This window comes from Aeromicrobium sp. (assembly GCF_036676885.1).
Classification (GTDB): Bacteria; Actinomycetota; Actinomycetes; order Propionibacteriales; family Nocardioidaceae; genus Aeromicrobium.
In genome coordinates this window covers 1-15,897 of sequence record NZ_JAKFCB010000051.1, presented here as the reverse complement: position 1 = coordinate 15,897, position 15,897 = coordinate 1, and the positions used below count along the sequence as shown (strand labels likewise).

Here is a 15,897-nt window from a genome sequence, read left to right as displayed (position 1 = left end):
ACGGGTGGCACTCGATCGGCTACGGCCCGTTGTTCCACGACGTCCAGAAGTCACCCGTCCAGTGGGAGCACAAGCGAGCCGTGATCGGAAGCCGCAAGGCCAAGGACCTCGAGGCCAAGGGCTGGGAGCGCATCGGCACGATGTGGTTCCCGTGGACGTACGTCAAGCGCCCCCTCGACGCCCCGGCGGAGCCCGGTGAGCCGGAATGAGCGAGCGCAGCGAGCGAATCAGGAGACAGGGCTCGTGCCGTCGCCTCCGTATGGTGGGTTTGTGGTGGAGGTGCCGGCATGACCGCTAGCCTCCGACCGGTCGAGGGCTCGCCGCGCGAGGTGTTCGCGCTCGTCGAGGCGTGGGTCCGCGACGGCGGTGAGCCGATCGTCGTCCGTACGTCCGGCAGCACCGGCGAGCCCAAGGACGTCGTGCTGTCACGCCGTGCGGTGCTGGTCTCGGCGCAGGCAAGCCTTGACCGGCTCGGTGGCCCGGGGGGCTGGCTGCAGGCCATGCCGGTGACCGGCGTGGGTGGCCTGCAGGTGCTCGTACGTTCGGCGGTCGCGGGTCTCGAGCCTGCGTACTCCGACGAGCACGCGTCGTTGGGCGATGCGATCGCGGCGATCCCTGGCTCGCGGCGCTACGCCTCGCTCGTGCCGACGCAGGCGCACCGGCTCGTCGAGTCGGGCGAGGTCGGCGTGCTCGCCGGACTCGATGCGTTGCTGATCGGCGGCGCGGCCGTGCCGGCGGACCTGCTCAAGGCCCTGCGGTCAGCCGGCGTGCGGGTCGTGCGGACGTACGGGATGAGCGAGACCTGCGGGGGCTGCGTCTACGACGGGCTGCCGCTCGACGGTGTGCGGGTGCGGGTCGACGACGCCGGGCAGGTGCATCTCGCCGGGTCGGTGCTGTTCGACGGTTATGCCGACCCGCAGGCGACCGCCCGGGTGCTGCACGACGGCTGGTTCGCCACGGCAGATCTCGGGTCGGTCGACGAGGACGGCCGGCTGCACGTCACAGGCCGGATCGACGATGTCGTCATCAGCGGCGGCGTCAACGTGTCCCTGGCGGCGGTGACGGCCGCGCTGCGGACCTACGAGGGCGTACGCGACGCGGTGGCGCTCGGCGTGCCCGACGAGGAGTGGGGGTCACGGGTCGTGGCGTACCTCGTGCCCGACGACGCGGTGTGCCTCGACGGCCTGCGGCTCGACGAGCTGCGCGACGGCGTCGAGGAGGCCGGGCTGCCCCGGACCTGGGCGCCGCGCGAGGTCGTCCTGCTCGACACGCTGCCCCTGCTCCCCGGCGGCAAGCTCGACCGTGAGGCGCTGCGGGCCTCCGCTGGGCGGTGAGTCTGCGTCCACGTCCTCCGCGGGGCGGTGAGTCTGCGTCCACGTCAGCCGCTGGAGCGGTGAGTCTGCGTCCACGTCAGGCGCCCGAGTGGACGCCAAGTCACCGCTCCGGATGGGCGGTGGACGCCAAGTCACCGCTCCAGGTCCGATGCGCGCCTCAGCTCACCGCGCCCGCGATGGCGTCGTCGATCGGGGTGTCGCCGCTGATGAGCTCCCACTGCCGGTTGATCGTGGCGGGCTCGTCGAGCGCCGCGAGGATCACCGCCGCGACGTCAGCGCGCGGGATCTGCCCACGCTCGACCTTCTCGGCCAGCTCGACCAGGCCCGTCGGCTCCTCGTCGGTCAGCCCGCCGGGCCGGATGATGGTCCAGTCCAGCTCGCTGTCGCGCAGCGCCCTGTCGGCATCGCGCTTGGCCTCGACGTACGCCTTCCAGACGTCGCCCGCGTCGTCGCCCAGAGGCTCGTCGACCGCGATCGCCGAGATCTGCACGAAACGTGTGACGCCGGCCGCCAGGGCGCCCTCGATCGACTTGAGTGATCCGCCGAGGTCGACCGTCCGCTTGCGCTCGATGTTGCCGTCCGGCCCGCCACCCGCGGCGAACACCACAGCGTCAGCACCCGTGAACGCTTCCGCGAACGCCTCGGCGCCGTCCTGCTCGATGTCGAGCATGCCGACCTCGGCACCCAGCGCCTCGAGCTCGGCGGAGTAGTCGGGGTTGCGTACGAGCGCCTTGGGCTGGTGCCCGGCGTCGACGAGCAGCGGGATCAGGAGACGGGCGATCTTGCCGTGGCCTCCCACGATGGCGATTCGAGTCATGCCTCCACGCTACGGAGGGCGCGGTAAGTTGCCAGTCGTGCAGTTCCGTACGTACGCCATCGCGATGCCCACCCGGTTCCGCGGCATCGACCGGCGTGAGGGAATGCTCGTCGAGGGTTCGGCCGGCTGGGCGGAGTTCAGCCCGTTCCTCGACTACGACGCCCGCGAGAGCGCGCCGTGGCTCGCCGCGGCGCTCGACTCCGCGGAGCGCGAGTGGCCGACGCCCGTACGCTCGCAGGTCGCGGTCAACTGCACCGTCCCCGCTGTCGACCCCGAGCAGGCAGCGAGCATCGTGCGCAGCAGCGGCTGTGCGACCGCCAAGGTCAAGGTCGCCGAGCGGGGCCAGACCCGCGCCGACGACGTCGAGCGCGTCGAGGCGGTGCGCGACGCGATCGGACCGCACGGCCAGGTCCGCGTCGACGCCAACGGCGGCTGGACCGTCGACGAGGCGGTCAGCGCGATCGCGGCCCTCAACATCGCCGCGCACGGCCTGGAGTACGTCGAACAGCCGTGCGCGACGGTCGAGGAACTCGCCGCCGTACGCCGCAAGGTCGGCGTCCCGATCGCCGCCGACGAGTCGATCCGCCGGGCCGACGACCCGTTCCGCGTCGTGGAGCTCGAGGCGGCCGACATCGCGGTGCTCAAGGTCGCGCCGCTCGGCGGGGTGCACGCGTGCCTGCGCATCGCCGAGCAGATCGGCCTGCCGGTCGTGGTCTCCAGCGCCGTCGAGACGTCGATCGGCCTCGCCGCCGGACTGGCCCTCGCCGGTGCCCTGCCCGAGCTGCCGTACGCCTGCGGCCTCGCCACGACGTCGCTGCTCGCCGGGGATGTCGTCGCCGAGCCACTGGTCCCGGTCGGCGGTTTCCTCCCCGTCGGCCGCCAGGTGCTCGACCCCACGGCGTACGACGCGGTGGCCGCCGACGGCGAGACCGACGCCCGCTGGCAAGCGCGGCTGTCGGCCGTACGCGCGGTGCTGGCATGAGCGCCACGACCACGGCTCGGGAGCTGGTCCGCAGCCTGCACCAGTTCGGTGTCCGGGAAGCCGTGCTGTCACCGGGCTCGCGGTCCGGCCCGCTCGCACTGGCCTTGGCGGCCGCGGACCAGCAACGGTTGATCCGGCTGCACGTGCGTGTCGACGAGCGCGAAGCGGGATTTCTCGCGCTTGGCCTGGCGAAGGCTTCTCGCAAGCCGGTGCCGGTCGTGACGACGTCCGGAACGGCGGTCGCAAACCTGCACCCCGCAATGCTCGAGGCGCTGCACGCCCGCGTCCCCCTGATCGCGATCACGGCCGATCGTCCTTCGAGGCTCAGGGGAACCGGGGCCAACCAGACGACGGACCAGCAGCAGATCTTCCCGGGGGTGCGCTTCCTGGACGATCCGGACGACCTGATCACCTTCATGGGCCGGGACCGGCCGGGTCACCTCAACCTCGAACTCGATGAACCACTCGTGGAGCCTGTCAGCGAGCCGATCGAGGCTGGTCGTCCTGCGACGTATGAGGACGGAGGGACAAGGCGCGCGATCATCCTCGAACCAGGCCCAAGGACCGTCGTGGTTGCCGGGGACGACGCGAAGCAGCCCGCACGCATACTTGCCCGCGACGCCGGTTGGCCTCTGCTCGCCGAGCCGAGCTCCGGCTCCCGCAACGGCGAGGCCCTCGTGGCATACCGGATGCTGCTGGCCCACTCGCCGCTCGCCGAGCAGATCGAACGAGTCGTGAGCTTCGGTCACGCGACCATCTCCCGCCCGGTCACCCAGCTGCTGTCGCGCACCGACATCGAGATCGTCCACGTCGGCACGCAGGAGACCTTCCCGATCCCGGCCGGCCAGAACGTGCGGTTCGCCGAGGCGGTCGACCACGCGGGAGAGGACGACCCCGCGTGGCTCGCCGCCTGGCACGATGCCGACGCCAAAGCCACCGCGGCGATAGACGCCTTGCTCGACGGCACCACGCCGTACGACGTCGCCCGCACGATCAATGCCGCCGTGCCGCCCGAGGGGTTGCTGTTCATCGGCTCCTCCAACCCGATCCGCGACCTCGACCTCGTCGCCCGCCCCTACACGGTCGGCGAGCGGCGACTGATCATCGCCAACCGCGGCCTGGCCGGCATCGACGGCACGCTGTCGAGCGCGATCGGCGCAGCGCTCGCGCGTACGTCCAGCCGCTCGATCGCGTACGTCGGCGACCTCACGTTCCTGCACGGCAGCAACGGCCTGCTGATCGGTCCCGGCGAGCCCCGACCGGACCTCACGATCGTCGTGGCCAACGACGACGGCGGCAGCATCTTCTCGACGCTCGAGCAGGGCGCTCCGGAGTATGCCGCGACGTTCGAGCGGGTCTATGCCACGCCGACCGGGGCCGACATCGCGGCCCTCTGCGGGGCGTACGGCATCCAGCACCGCCGGGTCGAACCCGCCGATCTCGCGGCGGCACTCGAGGAAGACGTGGCCGGTATCCGCGTCCTCGAGGTGCCGGTCGACCGAGCCGGCCGCCGTGACCTGACGGCCCGGATCGGCGCTGCAGTCAGGGCCGCGCTGCAACCCTGACAGTGGTTGTGTCATTGACATACCCACAGTAGGTTGAGTGCACGTCACGGCCGCTGAAAGGGAGTCATGGGCGACGACAGCTACGACTACATCGTCATCGGATCGGGCAGTGCGGGCGGCGTCGTCGCCGCGCGCTTGAGCGAAGACCCCTCCGTGTCCGTCCTGCTCCTCGAGGCGGGACCGGACGATGACGACGACATGATCCACCTGCCGGCGGGCTTCTCGGCGCTGTTCAAGACCAAGTGGGACTGGGGCTACCAGACGACGCCGCAGAAGCAGCTCGGCGGCCGGCGAGCCGACTGGCCGCGCATGAAGGCGCTCGGCGGCTGCTCGTCGATGAACGCCATGATCTACATCCGCGGCAACCGCGCGGACTATGACGAGTGGCGTGACGCCTACGGCGCGACCGGCTGGGGTTATGACGACGTCCTGCCCTACTTCAAGAAGGCCGAGGGCAACACCCGGCTGCACGACGAGTTCCACGGCACCGACGGTCCGCTGCACGTCGAGGACCGCCGCTACACCCACGAGCTGAGCCACGCGTTCGTCGAGTCGGCGGTGTCGGCGGGCCTCAAGCGCAACGACGACTTCAACGGCGCGGAGCAGGTGGGCGCTGGGCTCTACCAGGTGACCTGCAAGAAGGGTCGCCGCTGGTCGGTCGCGGATGCCTACATCCACCCCGCCGCCAAGCGCCCCAACCTGACCGTCCTGACCGAGGCGTTCGTCGCCCGCATCGAGCTCGAGGGCACCCGCGCGACCGGCGTGACGTACCGGCGCGGGGGAGTCACCCACACGGCGCGCGCCAGGGCCGAGATCGTGCTGTCCGCAGGAGCGATCGCCAGCCCCCAGATGCTGATGCTGTCCGGCATCGGCCCCGGCGCGCACCTGCGCGAGCACGGCATCGACGTACGCGTCGACCTGCCGGGAGTCGGCCAGAACCTGCAGGACCACCCCATCTCGGGCGCCCTGTTCTACACCAAGGACACGACCGATCTCGCCGAGTTCCTCACGCTGTCCAACCTGCTCAAGGCGCAGAAGGCCGGTCGCGGACCGCTGAGCTCCAACGTCGCTGAGGCCGGCGGCTTCTTCACGTCCCGCGACGACCTCACGGCTCCCGACCTGCAGTTCCACATGCTGCCGGCCGGCTTCTACGACAACGGCCTGCACGAGCCCGTACGCCGAGGGCTGACGGTCGCGTCGACGCTCGTACGCGTGGAGAGCAAGGGCCACATCAAGCTGCGTTCGGCCGACCCGACGTGGCACCCCGAGATCGAGCCGAACTACTACGACGACGGTGCCGACCTGGACGCGATGCTCGCGGGCTTCCGCCGGCTGTTCGAGGTCGTCACGCAGGGACCGCTCGCCAAGCACATCGCCGAGCCGTGGGAACCCGCGACGCTCAACCCCACGACGGACGACTTCATCGCCACGATCAGCCGGCTGGGGCAGACGGTCTACCACCCGGTCGCGACCTGCGCGATGGGCACGATCGAGGGCAGCGTCGTCGACCCCGAGCTCAAGGTCCACGGCGTCGAGGGCCTGCGGGTCGCCGACGCATCCGTCATGCCGCGCGTACCCCGTGGCAACACCAACGCACCCGCCATCATGGTCGGCGAGAAGGCCGCCGACCTCATCAAGGAGTCACGATGACCGCAACGCTGCAGCCAACCGTCGAGAGCGGCACGACGGCGACCTTCGAGTCGCTCAACCCCGCGAACGGCGACGTCGTCGGCGTCCACCCCATCGCCGGCAAGGCCGAGGTCGACGCCGCCGTGGCGCGCGCCCGGGAGGCAGCCGCCTGGTGGGGTGCGCTGAGCTTCGACGAGCGCGGCGACTACCTCCTGACCTGGCGCAGCGTCATCACGCGTCGCATCGCGCAGCTCGCCGAGCTGTCGCACCGCGAGAACGGCAAGCCGCACGGCGACGCCCAGCTCGAGATCATCATCGCGATCGACCACATCGCGTGGGCCGCCAAGCACGCCAAGAAGGTCCTCGGCCCGCAGAAGGTCTCGGCGGGCCTGCTCATGGCCAACCAGGCCGCCACCGTCGAGTACCACCCGCTCGGCGTCGTCGGAGTCATCGGCCCGTGGAACTACCCCGTCTTCACCCCGATGGGCTCGATCGCGTACGCCCTCGCGGCCGGCAACCCCGTCGTGTTCAAGCCCAGCGAGTACACGCCGGGCATCGGCCAGTGGCTCGCCGACACGTTCACCGAGGTCGTCCACGGTCGCCCCGTCTTCCAGGTTGTCACCGGCCTCGGTGAGACCGGTGCCGCACTCTGCACCGCCGACATCGACAAGCTGGCGTTCACCGGATCGGGGCCGACCGGCAAGAAGGTCATGGCCGCGTGCGCCGAGAACCTCACACCGGTCCTGATCGAGGCCGGCGGCAAGGACTCGCTGATCGTCGACGAGGACGCCGACATCACCAAGGCCGCCGAGGCCGCGCTGTGGGGCGGGATGTCCAACGCCGGCCAGACCTGCATCGGCACCGAGCGGGTGTACGTCCACGAGAAGGTCTTCGACGCGTTCGTCGCGGAGATCACCGAGCAGGCCAAGGGCCTGCGCGCCGCTGACGATCCGGACGCCAAGCTGGGCCCCATCACGATGCCGTCGCAGATCGGGGTCATCAAGAGCCACATCGACGACGCGATCGCCAAGGGCGCCACGGTCGTGATGGGCGGCCCGGACGCGGTCGGCGAGCGGTTCGTGCAGCCGACGATCCTGACGCACGTTCCCGAGGACTCCACGGAGATCACCGAGGAGACGTTCGGCCCCACGCTGGCGATCAACCCGGTCGCGAGCATGGACGAGGCCATCGAGCTGACCAACGCGACGTCGTACGGGCTCGCCGGATCGGTGTTCTCCAAGAAGCACGGCGTCGACATCGCGCGCCGCGTCCGCTCGGGCATGACGTCGGTCAACTCCGTCATCGCGTTCGCCGCGGTCCCCGGCCTGCCGTTCGGCGGTGTCGGGCAGTCCGGGTTCGGCCGCATCCACGGCCCCGACGGCCTCAAGGAGTTCACGTATGCCAAGGCGATCACCCGCCAGCGCATGCGGCCGCTCATGATGCTGACGTCGTTCGCGCGGGACGCCAAGACCGACAACAAGGCGATCAAGCTCATCACCGTGATGCACGGAGGAAAGAAGACGCTGAAGTAGGGCGCGCGGCTCGTCCCTCCCCCTACTCGCAGAGCTCGTGGGAGGCGCCCCCAGCCGCTCCAGCGGCTCCTTCGTCGCCGCTGCCGGGCTTCGCCCGGGCGCCTGCCGCCCCCTACTCGCTGCGCTCGTGGGGGGACCCCCAGCTCCGCTCGGCCAATGGTTGCGTGCACCCAGCGCAACCAATCTGAGGTACTCACGCCCAGAATCTAGGTAACTCGTCCGATGCAGGGTTCTACCTCATACGACGACGCTGAACTCATGATCCTGAGTCCAGAACACTTCGTCCCCGTCGAGTTGAGCCGCCACCACGCCGCGGCGGAAGCGATGTCCGAGATCGCCCGCCACCGGCGAGACCGGGTGGGATTCGCGGCGCGGCCCACGCGCAGGCCCCGGCGTGGCCTGGTCGTCCGACTCGTCAGCCTGACGGTCGGGCGGACAGCACACGTATGACCGTCGTCCCCCTGTCGGTCGGCTCCGGCATCATGGACGACATGGCCCACGACCGTACGCCCGCGACACCCCTCATCGGACGTGTCCGCGAGCTCGAGCAGCTGCTCGAGGCCGCCGGGGTCACCGATCCCACCGCCCGCGACGTCGTGCTGATCGGCGGCGACGCCGGCATCGGCAAGACCCGCCTGTTGCGCGAGCTGGGCGCCCGGGCGCGGGCTGCCGGTCACCGCGTCCTGGCCGGGCACTGTCTCGACCTCGGCGACAGCGCGCCGCCCTACCAGCCGTTCTCCGAGGCATTCGCCTCCCTCGACGAAGCCGAGCGCGACGAGCTGGCCAGCCGCTTCCCCGCCCTCGGACCACTCCTGCCATGGCCGTCGCAGGCACCCGGCGACGGTGTCGAACGAGCCGAGCTGTTCGCCTCCGTCGTCGCCGGACTCGACTCGCTGGCCACCGACCAGCCGCTCCTCCTGGTGATCGAGGACGCCCACTGGGCCGACGCGTCGACCCGGCACCTCATCCGCTTCGTGCTGTCCCACGGATTCCACGGACCCGTGCACGTCGTCGTCAGCTATCGCGCCGACGACCTCCACCGGCGCCACCCGCTGCGCCAGGCGCTGTCGGAGTGGGTCCGCCTCCCGGGCGTACGCCGCCTCGAGCTCGAGCCTCTCGACGACACCGACGTCGTCGACCTGATCCGTGCCCACGGCGCCGACGCGCTCGACAACGACAGTCTCCTGGCGGTCGTACGCCGTGCCGCCGGCAACGCGTTCTTCGCCGAGGAGCTGCTCGACGCCGGGCTCGCCAACGTCGACCGAGCCCTGCCCGAGACCCTCGCCGACCTGCTGCTGATGCGTCTCGAGCGCCTCGACGACCACGCCCGGCGGCTCGTACGCGCCGCGGCCTGCTCCGACGCCCGCCACGACTACGCGGTCCTGACCAAGGTCGTGGGCCTCCCGGAGGACGAGCTCGACGAGGCGCTCCGCTCGGCGATCGACCACAAGGTGCTGACCCGCATGGGCGACGACTCCTACTGGTTCCGCCACGCCCTGCTGGCCGAGGCCGTCCGTGACGACCTGCTGCCGGGCGAGCGGCGGCGCATCCACGCGGCCTACCTCGACGCTCTCACCTCCGGCAGCCGCCGCGGCCCCGCCGCCGAGATCGCGCTGCACGCCCTCGGTGCGGGGGAGCGCGAGACCGCCTTCCTGGCCAGCATCCAGGCGGCCGAGGACGCCCAACGGCTCTCGGGCTACGACGAGGCCGCCCAGCACTACGAGCAGGCTCTGACGCTGGTCGAGGCCGCGCCGGACGGTCTCGACCTGGTGAAGCTCGTGATCGACGCGGCATCGGCGCTGGTCACGTCCGGCCGGTTGCTGCGCGCCGTCGAGCTGCTGCGTGATCACCTCAACCAGCTCCCGTCCGACGCGCCTGCCGAAGACCGTGGGCGGCTGCTCGTGGCGATCGGCGACACGGCCTACTACGCCAACCTCGACAGCGACGCGGAGCAGGCCAGTCTCGAGGCAACCAAGGTCGTGCCCGACGAGCCGACCGAGCTGCGTGCCGAGGTCGCGGCGCTGCGGGCGCGGATGGCGTCCAACCGCAATCGGCACGACGACGCGATCGAGTGGGGCGAGCGAGCCCTGTCGATCGCCGAGCAGATCGGTGCGGCCGACGTCATCGCCGACGCCAAGGCGACACTGACGAGGGTCATGGTGCGCACGGGCGACGACCCCGAGAAGGCCAAGCGCGGATTCCTCGAGCTCGTCGAGGTCTCCCGTGCCGACGGCCACGTGCTGGGTGAGCTGCGCGGGTTGCACCAGCTCGCGTTCGTCCACTACAACGCCGGCGAGCTCGACGAGGCCGAGGGCGCGTTCCGCCGGGGCATGGACCGGGCCGCCGAGACGGGTTGGGCCTGGGGGCCTTACGGGTTCGACGGCCGGTTCTTCTCCGCGCTCATCTGCTACATGCGGGGCAGGTGGGACGAGGCCCTCGCGTTGCGTGACGTCGGCCCCGATGCGCCCGCCATCCCTGATGCCTCCCTTGCCGCGATCGCGCTCATGGTCCATGCCGGTCGTGGCAACGTCGAGGAGGTCGAGCGCACCCTCTCGATGCGGTCGCTGTGGCGTCACGAGGTCGCCGCCTCGGTGCACGCCACGTCCGGCCTGATCGAGCTCCATGGCCTCGCCGGTGACCTGTCGGCGGCCCGGCGCGCGTGGGACGACCTGGTCGAGCTGGAGTTCCGGGCCTGGGACGAGCCGCTGTTCCCCGGGGCCATCCGGTTGGCCGCGCTGCTGATCGGCCAGTACGCCTCGGCCGTGCCCTCCCTCGGCCGCGCCGAGCAGACGCCGCTGCTGGAGCAGGCCGCCGAGCTGATGGACTTCGTCGACCGGGTCGCTGAGGCCACGGTTCCCATGGGTCCTGAAGGCGTCGCCTGGCACATACGCGTGCACGCCGAGCACGCGCGGCTCCGCTGGCTGTGCGGCGTCGATGTCCCCACGGTCGACGAGCTGGCCGACCTGTGGCGACGCGCGTACGAGGCCTTCATCGGCATGGACGACCCCTACGAGACCGCGCGCTCGGCGACTCGACTGGCCGCCGTGCTCCTGACGTCCGGGGCAGAGGCCGAGGGCAAGCGGCTTCTCGGCGAGGCGCGGGCCACCGCCGAGCGGCTCGGCGCCCGGCCGCTGCTCACCGAGCTCGGTGGGCTCACTCGCCGGCCGGCCAGGTCCGAGGTCGAGCTGACGCCGCGTGAGCGCGAGGTGCTCGAGCAGGTCAGCGCCGGGCGCAGCAACGGCGAGATCGCGACCAGGCTGTTCATCAGCACCAAGACCGTGTCGGTCCACGTCTCCAACATTCTGGCCAAGCTGGGGGCCTCGGGGCGCACCGAGGCTGCCGCCATCGCACGCCGTCGGGGGCTCCTCGACGAGTGACGCCGGCGTGAGTCGATAGCCTGACGTCGTGCCATTTCACCGCTACGTCGCGCTCGGCGACTCGTTCACCGAAGGCGTCGGCGACAACGACGCGTCACTGCCCAACGGCGTGCGCGGCTGGGCCGACCGGGTCGCGGAGGTACTGGCCGGCGACGACTTCGGTTACGCCAACCTCGCGATCCGCGGCCGGCAGCTGCTCCCGATCCTCGCCGACCAGATCGAGCCGGCCCTGGAGATGAAGCCGGACCTGGTCAGCATCTACGCCGGCGCCAATGACGTGCTGCGCCCGCGGGTCGACATCGACCGACTCGTTGCGGCGTACGACCAGGCGCTCGGCCGAGTCGTGGACGCCGGGGCTCACCTGCTGATGTTCACGGCGTACGACCCCGGTGGCTCGCCGGTGTTCGGGGCGCTGCGCGGGCGTTTCGCGATCTACAACGAGCTCGTACGCCAGGTCGCCGAGAAGCACGGAGCGACCCTGGTCGACTTCTGGCGACTGCGTGACTACCGGGACGACCGGCTGTGGGACGTGGACCGCATGCACATGTCGAGCCTGGGTCACCAGCGCATGGCCATCGCGGTGCTGGATGCGCTCGGCATCGAGCACGCCCTGACGATGCCGGAGCTGCCACCCGTGCCGCTGCTCACCGCGAGGGAGCGGCGGACCGCCCACCTCGAATGGGCCAAGGCCCACGCCGCACCGTGGGTCAAGCGGCGCCTCACCGGCGTCTCGTCCGGCGACAACCTCAGCCCGCGCTGGCCGACCCTCGCCCCCGTCGAGCGGTGACTTGGCGTCCACGGTCCTGGGTGAGCGGTGAGTTGGCGTCCACGGTCTTGAGTGGGCGGTGAGTTGGCGTCCACGCGAGGGTGTCGGGTGGACGCCAAGTCACCGCTCCAGAGGGGTCAGGGCGTACGGCGCAGCGCCGTGAGCTGCAGCGCCGCGAACACCGCGACGATGCCGGCCTGCAGCAGTGTCCAGACGTTGCCGGTCGTCGTGAGGTCCAACCAGCCGAACGCGACGACCGCGACCGATGCGATGGCCCACACGATGTTGACCTCGGCGGCGAACGTCGCCCAGGCCCGGGGGACAGGCCGGCGGGTGCCGGTCACCGCGAGGATCACGGCCGAAACGGCGAGGAATGCGCCGAGCGCGAGGAAGTGGGCCGGCGACGGCCCGAGCAGTGAGTCGAGGACCGCAGCGCCGGCGAGGTATGCGAGCGCGTTCGCGCCGGTGATCGCGGCGTCGATCAGGAGCGCGGTCTTGAGGGAGACCAGGCCCGTGGTGGCAGTGGTGGTGTCAGCTGTTGTCGAGTTCATGCCGCCGAGTCTGCGCAGCCCAGGTAGGCGCCGCAATTACCCGCGAGGTCATGGCTACGCACCGATCGATCCGGAAGAGTGGCGGCATGACGACCACCGCCACGACCTCGCCCGTCGGCGCGCTGCTGCGTGACTGGCGCCGGCGCCGCCACTTCAGCCAGCTCGATCTCTCGATCGAGGCCGGCATCTCGTCGCGCCACCTGAGCTTCGTCGAGACCGGGCGGTCACGGCCCAGCCGAGCCATGGTCCTGCAGCTCGCGGCGACCCTCGAGGTGCCGAAGCGCGAGCAGAACCAGCTCCTCATCGCCGCCGGCTTCGCCCCGGCGTTCCCCGAGCGCCCGCTCGACGATCCTGAGCTCTCGGCGATCCGGGCCGGGCTCGACCGGGTCCTCACGGCGTACGAGCCCTACCCGTGCCTGGTCGTCGACCGCGGCTGGAACATGGTCATGGCCAACGCCGGAGTTGCGCCGATCCTGGAGAACGTCGCGCCGCACCTGCTGGAGTCGCCGAATGCGCTGCGCATCAGCCTGCACCCCGAGGGTCTGGCGCCACGGATCCGCAACCTCGCGGAGTGGCGGTTCCACGTCCTCGGCCGGCTGGCGCGGGAGGCGGCGGCGAGCGGGTCGGAGGTGCTGCGCACGTTGCACGAAGAGCTCATCGACTACCCAGGTGGCATGCAGCCCGGCATCGACGACGGAGGCGTGGCGGTGCCGATGGTGCTCGACTCGCCGGACGGGCCGCTGTCGTTCATCAGCACCGTGACGACGTTCGGCACGGCGCTGGACCTGACGGCCGCCGAGCTCAGCATCGAGGCGTTCCTGCCCGCCGACGACGCGACTGCCAGGGTCCTGCTGAACTAGTCCTGCGGCGTCAACGCGTCGCGCACCGGGATGAGCTTGGCGTTCGACTCGGCGAGCTCGTCGGCCGGCACCGAGTCCGCGACGATGCCGCAGCCGGCGAACAGGCGCACGACCGATCCGTCGTCCTCGATCTGCGCGGATCGCAGGCCGATGCCCCACTCGCCGTCGCCCGACGCGCCGATCCAGCCGACCGGTCCGGCGTAACGTCCGCGGTCGAGCAGCTCGATCTCGGCGATCAGCCGCACGGCCTCGGCGGTCGGCGTGCCACCCACGGCCGCCGAGGGGTGCAGGGATGCGGCCAGACTGAGGGCACTGGTGTCATCCCGCATGACGCCGGTGACGTCCGTCGCGAGGTGCATGACGTTGGGCAGGTGCAGCACGAACGGCGTCTCCGGCACATTCATGCTGGTGCAGTGCGGGGCGAGCGCCTCGGCGACCGACCGGACGGCGTACTCGTGCTCCTCGAGGTCCTTGCTCGACCGGGCCAGGGAGCCGGCGAGCGCAAGGTCGTGCGCGTCGTCTCCCGTACGCCTGATGGTGCCGGCCAGCACGCGCGACGTGACGAGCCCGCGCTCGAGGCGTACGAGCATCTCGGGCGTCGACCCGAAGAAGCCGTCGACGTGGAACGTCCAGCAGCTGGGGTAGTCCGCGGCGAGCCGGGCCAGCGGTGCGCGTACGTCGAGCGGCTCGTCGAGCGTCGCCACGAGGTCGCGGGCGAGCACGACCTTGTCGAGCCCGCCTCCTTCGATCCGGCGGACCGCCTCGCCGACCAGGCCCTGCCACGTGACGCTGTCGACCGGGCCGTCGGCGAACGTCGTGCCGATCGGCTCCGCGGGGGTCGAGGCGGTGAGATCCGGTGTCGCGCTGATGCCGAGGCCGACGACCGTGATCCAGGCGACGCCGTCGCGGCGCCCCACGACGACCTCGGGGACCACGAGCGTGCTGCCCTCGGCGTCGTCGGTGAACGTGAAGGAGCCGAATGCGACAAGGCCCGACCCGGGCACATCGACGTCATCGCGTACGACGGCGTGCGACGACAGCTCGCGCCACCACTCCGACGCGTCGGTGAACCGCTCCGGCCCGGCCGTGGTGAACTCGGCGGCGCGGCCCCACCCGACGAGCCCGTCACCCCCGTGGACCCACGCGAAACCGTCGGTCGGGGGGAGGAGCGCGAGGAGCGCACCGGGGTCGTCCAGCGGCAAGGAGCGGACCAGGAGTGGGGCCACCGCGACATCGACAGCAGGGTTGCTCACAGTCAATGAGCCTACCCGTGGCAGGGTGGGAAGGTGAGCCGAGCCGGTCTGGACAAGGAACCCCACGACGTCGCGAAGATGTTCGACGGTGTCGCCGAGAAGTACGACCTGACCAACGACGTGCTGTCACTCGGGCAGGATCGCCGCTGGCGCAAGCGGGTCGTCGATCTCGTCGCCCCGCAGCCCGGCGAGAAGATCCTCGACCTGGCCGCCGGCACCGGCACGTCGAGCCAGCCGTTCGCCGACGCGGGCGCGACGGTCGTGCCGTGCGACTTCTCGATCGGCATGCTCGACGTCGGCAAGCGCGAACGTCCGGGGCTGGCCTTCACGGCGGGCGACGGGATGTTGCTGCCGTTCGGCGACGAGACGTTCGACGCCGTCACGATCTCGTTCGGACTCCGCAACATCCACGACCCCATCGCGGGCCTGCGAGAGCTGTTGCGGGTCACCAAGCCGGGCGGCCGCATCGTGGTCTGCGAGTTCAGCACGCCGACCTGGGGACCGTTCGACGCGATCTACAGCAACTACCTCATGCGCGCGCTGCCGACGATCGCCCGCAAGGTCTCGTCCAACCCCGAGTCGTACGTCTACCTGGCGGAGTCGATCCGCGAGTGGCCCGACCAGAAGGGCCTCGCCCTGCGGATGGTCGAGGCGGGCTGGGGCAAGGTCGAGTGGCACAACCTCTCCGGCGGCATCGTCGCGCTGCACCATTCGTTCCGGCCGTGACGCCCGCCTGCGGGCCGAGGTTAGTGTGACCTCAGTTACAAGCCCCGGCCGACGGGCGTATCGTGAGACCGTGATCACGTTGTGAAGCAATTCACAAGCGCACGAACACACACAGCTCTTGCTCTGTCGGTTGAAGCCTGGGAGGTGCCGTGACGGCTTACACGCCGATCATCGTGCTGGGAGCCATTGCGGCCGCATTTGCCATCGGCAGCGTCGCGATCGCCCCACTGACCGGGCCCAAGCGCTACAACCGCGCCAAGCTCGACCGCTACGAGTCGGGCATCGAGCCGAGCCCGCTGCCCGAGGGCGGCGGCAAGGTCTCGATCCGCTACTTCATCATCGCGATGCTGTTCATCGTGTTCGACATCGAGATCATCTTCCTGTTCCCGTTCGCCGTCGCATTCGACGCGCTCGGCTGGTTCGGGCTGATCGAGATGTTCATCTTCATGGTGACCGTGTTCATCGCCTATGCGTACGTCTGGCGCCGTGGAGGCCTCGAATGGGA

Annotated in this window: 14 protein-coding genes; 11 read left to right on the top strand and 3 right to left on the bottom strand. The window is 70.7% G+C overall.

From position 1 onward, the window contains the following. Both V6M46_RS02860 and V6M46_RS02855 read left to right on the top strand, forming a co-directional pair. Positions 1–209 (top strand): hypothetical protein (locus V6M46_RS02860; protein ID WP_332662256.1); only part of this gene is annotated, 209 nt, incomplete at its 5' end. Between the two features lie 78 nt (positions 210–287). After that, positions 288–1,334: an AMP-binding protein gene (locus tag V6M46_RS02855; RefSeq protein ID WP_332662255.1), complete on the top strand. Its 1,047-nt coding sequence runs from the start codon at positions 288–290 to the stop codon at positions 1,332–1,334. Between the two features lie 157 nt (positions 1,335–1,491). Here V6M46_RS02855 and V6M46_RS02850 read toward each other — a convergent pair whose 3' ends face one another. Further along, positions 1,492–2,151: an SDR family oxidoreductase gene (locus V6M46_RS02850; RefSeq protein ID WP_332662254.1), complete on the bottom strand. Its 660-nt coding sequence runs from the start codon at positions 2,149–2,151 to the stop codon at positions 1,492–1,494. A 37-nt stretch (positions 2,152–2,188) separates the two neighbouring features. On the opposite strand from V6M46_RS02850, the gene V6M46_RS02845 reads away from it, so the two are divergent. From V6M46_RS02845 to V6M46_RS02820, 6 genes are all read left to right on the top strand, one after another. Then, a complete protein-coding gene (locus V6M46_RS02845) occupies positions 2,189–3,133 on the top strand; it encodes an o-succinylbenzoate synthase (RefSeq protein WP_332662253.1) in 945 nt (314 codons plus the stop codon). After that, a complete protein-coding gene (gene menD / locus V6M46_RS02840) occupies positions 3,130–4,698 on the top strand; it encodes a 2-succinyl-5-enolpyruvyl-6-hydroxy-3-cyclohexene-1-carboxylate synthase (protein ID WP_332662252.1) in 1,569 nt (522 codons plus the stop codon). The genes V6M46_RS02845 and menD overlap by 4 nt, the downstream gene beginning before the upstream one ends. A gap of 66 nt (positions 4,699–4,764) precedes the next feature. Beyond that, positions 4,765–6,348 carry a GMC family oxidoreductase gene (locus tag V6M46_RS02835; protein WP_332662251.1) on the top strand — a complete coding sequence of 528 codons (1,584 nt, stop codon included), beginning with the start codon at positions 4,765–4,767 and terminating at the stop codon, positions 6,346–6,348. Then, positions 6,345–7,859: an aldehyde dehydrogenase family protein gene (locus V6M46_RS02830; RefSeq protein ID WP_332662250.1), complete on the top strand. Its 1,515-nt coding sequence runs from the start codon at positions 6,345–6,347 to the stop codon at positions 7,857–7,859. Before V6M46_RS02835 ends, V6M46_RS02830 begins: the two co-directional genes overlap by 4 nt. Positions 7,860–8,305: 446 nt before the next feature. After that, positions 8,306–11,236 carry a helix-turn-helix transcriptional regulator gene (locus tag V6M46_RS02825; protein WP_332662249.1) on the top strand — a complete coding sequence of 977 codons (2,931 nt, stop codon included), beginning with the start codon at positions 8,306–8,308 and terminating at the stop codon, positions 11,234–11,236. Positions 11,237–11,264: 28 nt separating this feature from the next. Next, a complete protein-coding gene (locus V6M46_RS02820; RefSeq protein WP_332662248.1) occupies positions 11,265–12,023 on the top strand; it encodes an SGNH/GDSL hydrolase family protein in 759 nt (252 codons plus the stop codon). Between the two features lie 116 nt (positions 12,024–12,139). Here V6M46_RS02820 and V6M46_RS02815 read toward each other — a convergent pair whose 3' ends face one another. Then, the gene (locus tag V6M46_RS02815; RefSeq protein ID WP_332662247.1) at positions 12,140–12,553 is read right to left on the bottom strand and encodes a hypothetical protein; all 414 of its coding nucleotides are present in this window, start codon (positions 12,551–12,553) and stop codon (positions 12,140–12,142) included. An 86-nt stretch (positions 12,554–12,639) separates the two neighbouring features. Between V6M46_RS02815 and V6M46_RS02810 the strand changes: the two genes are divergently transcribed. Then, positions 12,640–13,413 carry a helix-turn-helix domain-containing protein gene (locus tag V6M46_RS02810; protein WP_332662246.1) on the top strand — a complete coding sequence of 258 codons (774 nt, stop codon included), beginning with the start codon at positions 12,640–12,642 and terminating at the stop codon, positions 13,411–13,413. Here V6M46_RS02810 and V6M46_RS02805 read toward each other — a convergent pair. Continuing rightward, positions 13,410–14,666 carry an isochorismate synthase gene (locus V6M46_RS02805; protein WP_332662245.1) on the bottom strand — a complete coding sequence of 419 codons (1,257 nt, stop codon included), beginning with the start codon at positions 14,664–14,666 and terminating at the stop codon, positions 13,410–13,412. The two genes, V6M46_RS02810 and V6M46_RS02805, sit on opposite strands and share 4 nt — an antisense overlap. A 33-nt stretch (positions 14,667–14,699) precedes the next feature. Between V6M46_RS02805 and V6M46_RS02800 the strand changes: the two genes are divergently transcribed. Further along, entirely contained in the window at positions 14,700–15,392 is a 693-nt protein-coding gene (locus V6M46_RS02800) for a demethylmenaquinone methyltransferase (RefSeq protein WP_332662244.1), read from the top strand. 149 nt (positions 15,393–15,541) lie between these two features. Then, on the top strand, positions 15,542–15,897 hold a 356-nt coding region (locus V6M46_RS02795), incomplete at its 3' end, for an NADH-quinone oxidoreductase subunit A (RefSeq protein ID WP_332662243.1).